Source organism: Terriglobales bacterium, from assembly GCA_035454605.1.
In the GTDB taxonomy this organism is placed as follows: domain Bacteria; phylum Acidobacteriota; class Terriglobia; order Terriglobales; family Acidobacteriaceae; genus DATMAB01.
This window is the reverse complement of record DATIGQ010000057.1, coordinates 1-5,251: the sequence shown is the minus strand read 5'-3', so window position 1 is coordinate 5,251 and position 5,251 is coordinate 1. Positions and strand designations below refer to the sequence as shown.

Below are 5,251 nucleotides of genomic sequence, written 5' to 3'. Positions count from 1 at the left end.
TGCACACCGAAAACTTCAGCATGCCGGTAGCGTGGTCGGAAGGCGCGACACAAGTGGAAGTAGTGGCGCCGGTGTCCTTCCGCGTACGGGCGGTCTCGATGGCGTGGTCGCCTCCGACGCGCGGGGTGGTGCGCGCGCGGGTGGTGGACGTGGGACAGGGAAGCCCGGCGGAGCTGGCTGCGGCCGCCGACACCCGCAACGCGCTCCTGCTCGTGCATGCGGCGCCCATGCACACCTGGGACGACCTGTTTGCCGAATACCTGCGCGCGCCGGCCATCGTGGAGGCGGCGGTGCGCGGAGGGGCCGCGGGTATCGCCTTCATCTCCACCCGGGAGCACGACCTGCTTTACCGGCACATCGGCTTCAACGACGGCAAGCTCGATCGCCTGCCCATGGTGCAACTGGCGCGCGAAGACGGTTTGCGCATCGCACGGCTGCTCGAAGCAGGAAAAAGAGTGGAAGTCGCGGTGTCGTTGCCCAATCAGGTGGGGCCAGCGTTCACGACCGCCAACGTAGTCGCGGAGATTCGCGGGCGCGAGAAGCCGGAGGAATACGTCGTGCTGGGCGCACACCTGGATTCGTGGGATCTGGGTACGGGCGCGCTGGATAACGGCTGCAACTCGGCGCTGGTGGTGGACGCGCTGCGCGCCATCCAGGCCTCGGGCGTCCGGCCGCGCCGCTCCATCCGGTTCATTCTTTTCTCCGGCGAGGAACAAGGATTGCTGGGTTCGCGAGCCTATGCGGCGGCCCATCGCGCGGAGCTGGATGGCGCCGTGGCCGTGGTCATCTTCGACACCGGGATCGGCGAGGTGACGGGGTTCTCGCTGGGAGGGAGAACTGACATCGTCGATGCCGTCGGATCCCTGGTGGACCCCTTCCGCGGCTGGGGCGTCGCCACGCTTACGACCGACGCCTTCATCGGCACGGACAATTTCGACTTCCTGCTCGAAGGAGTGCCCACGCTGGTAGCCAATCAGAAAGAGGCCAACTACCTCATCAACTACCACGCCAGCTCGGACACTTTCGACAAGGTGGACCTCGAGCGCCTGAGGAAGCACGTGGCCATCGCCGCCGGAGTGACGTTCGCGATCGCGGACGCGGAGGAACGCGTTGGTTCGCGGCAATCGCGCGCCCAGGTCGAGCAATTGCTTCGCGATAGCGGCCTGGAACAGCAGATGAAGACCTTCGGCCTGTGGGCGGATTGGGAAGCCAAGCGGCGCGGTCGGCAATGATCCCTCGGCACTTTCGGATTGCGTCGCGGATCGACGAATCCGGAAAGTGTCTTCCCGCAGGTGGCAATAACCTCTAGTCTCGCTGCATGCAGCTCTCGGCCCTCGATTGGGCGGTGATCGTAGGGTACTTCGCGCTGAACCTGGGCGTGGGGCTGTACTGGTACCGGCGGGCCAGCGGCAGCACAACGGATTACTTCGTCAGCGGGCGGCAGGCGCCCTGGTGGCTGGCGGGGACGTCGCTGGTGGCGACCACTTTCGCGGCGGACACGCCGCTGGTGGTGACCGGGCTGGTGTTCCGCTACGGGATCGCGGGCAACTGGCTGTGGTGGGCACAGGCGCTCAGCGGGATGCTCACCGTGTTCTTCTTCGCCCGCCTGTGGCGGCGGGCCGGCGTCATCACCGACATGGAGTTCGCCGAGTTGCGCTATGCCGGGCGCCCGGCGGCCTTCCTGCGCGGCTTCCGCGCGCTGTACTTCGCGCTGCCGGTGAACACCATCATCCTGGGCTGGGTGAACCTGGCCATGGCCAAGATCCTGGAGGTCACCCTGGGGATCGAACGCCTGCACGCGGTGATGTTCTGCCTGGCGTTGACCATGGTCTACACCACCGTGAGCGGATTGTGGGCGGTGATGTGGACCGACCTGGTGCAGTTCGCGCTGGCCATGTTCGTGGTGATCGCGCTGGCGGTGGCCGCCGTGCGCGCCGTAGGCGGAATGGAATCGCTGGCGGCGCGAGTGGCGGAACTGGACGCCGTTCGGGGCACGGACACGCTAGCCTTCCTGCCCGGGCCGCAGTCGGCATGGTTCGCGATGTTCGTCGTTTACTTGAGCGTGAACTGGTGGGCGAGCTGGTATCCGGGAGCGGAGCCGGGCGGCGGCGGCTACGTCGCCCAGCGCATCTTCTCCGCCAAGGACGAGAAGCATTCTCTCGCCGCCACGCTGTGGTTCAACCTGGCGCACTATGCCCTGCGGCCGTGGCCGTGGATCCTGACGGCGCTGGCGGCGGTGGTGCTCTATCCGCAGGCGAAAGATCCCGAGGCAGCGTACGTGCAGGTCATGGTGGACCACCTGCCGGCCAGTTTGCGCGGGTTGTTGCTGGCGGGCTTCGCGGCGGCCTACATGTCCACGGTGAGCACGCACATCAACCTGGGCGCCAGCTACCTGGTGAACGATTTCTACCGGCGATTCCTGCGGCGGAGCGCGGAAGAGCAGCATTACGTGCGGATGTCGCGCGCGGCCTCGGTGCTGGTGGCTCTGGCGGCGGGCGTGGCCACCTACTTCATGGTGTCTCTGGAAGGAGCCTGGAAGTTCCTCATTGCCCTGGGCGCGGGCGCGGGGCCGGTCTTCATGCTGCGCTGGTTCTGGTGGCGGATCAACGCCTGGTCGGAAGTGGCGGCCATGTCGGCGGCAGCAATTTCGTCGCTGGTCTTGCAGTCACGGCTGGCGACACCGCTGGCCGCACGGCTTGCGGCATGGGATCCGCAGTTGCCCGTCGGACCGCTGGATCCCAACCATGCGCACGGATTCGCCTGGCTGATGGTGCTGACCGTGAGCATCACTACGCTGGCGTGGATCTGCGTTACCTTGGCCACGCCGCCGGAACCGGAAGCCCATCTGCGCGCCTTCTACCGGCGGGTGCGGCCCGCGAGCGCGGGCTGGCGGCCCATCGCGCGGCTGGAAGGCGAAGGGTCGCGGCAGAGCCTGCTGTGGTCCGCGGCCGACTGGATCGCCGGCTGCGCCCTGGTCTACGCCGCGCTGTTCGGTGTGGGACGTCTCCTGTTCGGGGACTGGATGCGGGCCGCCGGCCTGCTGCTCGTGGGCCTAGCCGCGGGTGCGTTCATTTTTTGGGACCTGAAGCGCCGGGGCTGGGAGACGCTCAGCCAGTAGGCCGCGGGCCTCCGTTACAATGGCGGTCGAAGCCGGAATCGGCTACGCATGACCGAGCCCACCACGTTCTGGATCGCCTTCAACGCCTTCGTGGTCCTGATGCTGGTCCTGGACCTCAAGGTCTTCCACCGCAAATCGCACGTCATCGAGTTCAAGGAGGCCCTGGCCTGGAGCGCCTTCTGGGTCAGCCTGGCGGTGCTGTTTGCCATCGGCATCTACCTGTGGTGGCCGGAACCGGAACTGCGCAAGACGAAGACGCTGGAGTTCGTGACCGGTTACCTGATCGAAGAGTCGCTCAGCGTCGACAACCTGTTCGTCTTCCTCCTGATCTTCTCCTATTTCAAGGTGCCGCGGCTCTACCAGCACAAGGTGCTGTACTGGGGGATCATCGGGGCGCTGGTGATGCGCATCGCCTTCATCCTGCTGGGGGTGGCGCTGATCCGGCAGTTCCACTGGATCATTTACATTTTCGGCGCGCTGCTGATCTACAGCGGCGTCAAGCTCTTCCACCAGGAAGAGGCGGAGATCCATCCGGAGAAGAACCCGCTGTTACGCTTGTTCCGCAAGTTCTATCCCACTACCAAGCGCTACTACAACGGGCACTTCTTCATTCGCAAGCGGGGCATCTGGATCGCCACGCCCATGTTCCTGGTGCTGCTGGTGGTGGAAAGCACCGACGTGCTGTTCGCGGTGGACTCGATCCCGGCGATCCTGGCCATCTCGCACGACCCGTTCATCGTGTACACCTCGAATGTGTTCGCCATCCTGGGGCTGCGCTCCATCTACTTCGCGCTGGCGGGCGTGATGGAGATCTTCCACTACCTGCACTACGGCCTGAGCGTCATCCTGATCTTCATCGGGGCGAAGATGATCATCTCCGGATTCTTCAAGATCCCGACCGGAGTGGCGCTGGCGGTGGTGGCCGTGGTGCTGGGCATCTCGATCGTGGCGTCGCTGGTGAAGCCGCACAAGAAGGCCAAGTTCCCGCACGTCGAGCCGTCGGAAGAGTAAGTGCGGGCGGACCCGCTACTCGAAGCGGACGCCGCTCTTCGAGAGCACGGAATGCTTCTGGTACCGGGCGTCGTTGCGGAGGGGGAAGTCCGTGCGGTAGTGGGCACCGCGGCTCTCCTCGCGGGCCAGAGCGGAGCGGGCGATGAGCGTCGCCACCTGATGGAGGTTCACGGCTTCGCAGGCGCGGCGCGAGGTGCGTGGCGGCAGGCTCTCCTGCCATTCTTCCAGTTCGGCGACGGCTTCGCGCAGGCGGCGTCCGTCGCGCACGATGCCGGCGTTCTTCCACATCAGGAGTTGCACGCTGTGGATCAGCCCTTCGGCTTCGGCGGGATGGTGGCCGGGACTCGAGGCGGTCTTGGCGACCGTCTTCGCCGCTGCGGACTTCGCCGAGTCGGCCGACTTCTTGGGCCTGGCAGTTCCTGGATTCCCTTGTTCCTCCCGCATCGCAATCCCGGCGCGGGCGCCGTATACCAATCCCTCCAGCAGTGAGTTGCTGGCCAGCCGGTTGGCGCCGTGGACGCCGGTACCCGCAGCCTCGCCCGCGGCGTAAAGGCCGGGCAGGCTGGTACGACCATCGAGGTCGGTGCGCACGCCGCCCATGGCGTAGTGCGCGGCCGGGCGGACGGGAATCAGGTCGGTGGTGATGTCCACGTTGTACTTCATGCAGGTGGCGTAGATGCGGGGGAAGCGGGCCTGCACGTGCCCGGCGTCCAGATGCGTCAGGTCCAGGTAGACCACCGGCTCGGCCATCCGGCAGACCTCGAGTTCGTGGACGATGGCGCGAGCCACCACGTCACGCGGAGCCAATTCTGCCATCTCGTGATACTTGGGCATGAAGCGCAGAGTCTCGGCGTTGCGCAGGTACGCGCCTTCGCCACGCAAGGCCTCCGAAAGCAGGAAGCGGGGCGCCTTCTTCAGGTAGAGCGCCGTGGGATGGAACTGCACGAACTCCATATCGGCGACCTCGGCGCCGGCGCGGAAGGCCATGGCCACGCCGTCACCGGTGGCGACGCCGGGGTTGGTGGTCTCGCGATAGACCTGTCCCAGACCGCCGGTGGCGAGCAACACCGCCTTGGACCGCACCGCATGAAGCTCGCCCTTGGGACCCAGCAGGGAGACGCC

General features: G+C 66.2%; 4 protein-coding genes. 3 read left to right on the top strand and 1 reads right to left on the bottom strand.

The genetic code is table 11. The features are described 5' to 3' along the window. The 3 genes from VLE48_03875 to VLE48_03865 form a co-directional block, all read left to right on the top strand. The coding region (locus tag VLE48_03875) for a M20/M25/M40 family metallo-hydrolase (protein ID HSA92126.1) at positions 1-1,232 on the top strand (1,232 nt) is incomplete at its 5' end. 86 nt (positions 1,233-1,318) lie between these two features. Further along, entirely contained in the window at positions 1,319-3,118 is a 1,800-nt protein-coding gene (locus VLE48_03870) for a sodium:solute symporter family protein (protein HSA92125.1), read from the top strand. Between the two features lie 48 nt (positions 3,119-3,166). Then, the gene (locus VLE48_03865) at positions 3,167-4,129 is read left to right on the top strand and encodes a TerC family protein (GenBank protein HSA92124.1); all 963 of its coding nucleotides are present in this window, start codon (positions 3,167-3,169) and stop codon (positions 4,127-4,129) included. Between the two features lie 15 nt (positions 4,130-4,144). Here the strand turns inward: VLE48_03865 and VLE48_03860 are convergent. Beyond that, the coding region (locus VLE48_03860; protein HSA92123.1) for an FAD-binding protein at positions 4,145-5,251 on the bottom strand (1,107 nt) is incomplete at its 5' end.

Bases quoted from the DNA above. Each gene is read 5' to 3' on its own strand.
- VLE48_03870 (HSA92125.1), top strand. From the start codon at position 1,319: ATGCAGCTCTCGGCCCTCGATTGGGCGGTGATCGTAGGGTACTTCGCG.
- VLE48_03865 (HSA92124.1), top strand. From the start codon at position 3,167: ATGACCGAGCCCACCACGTTCTGGATCGCCTTCAACGCCTTCGTGGTC.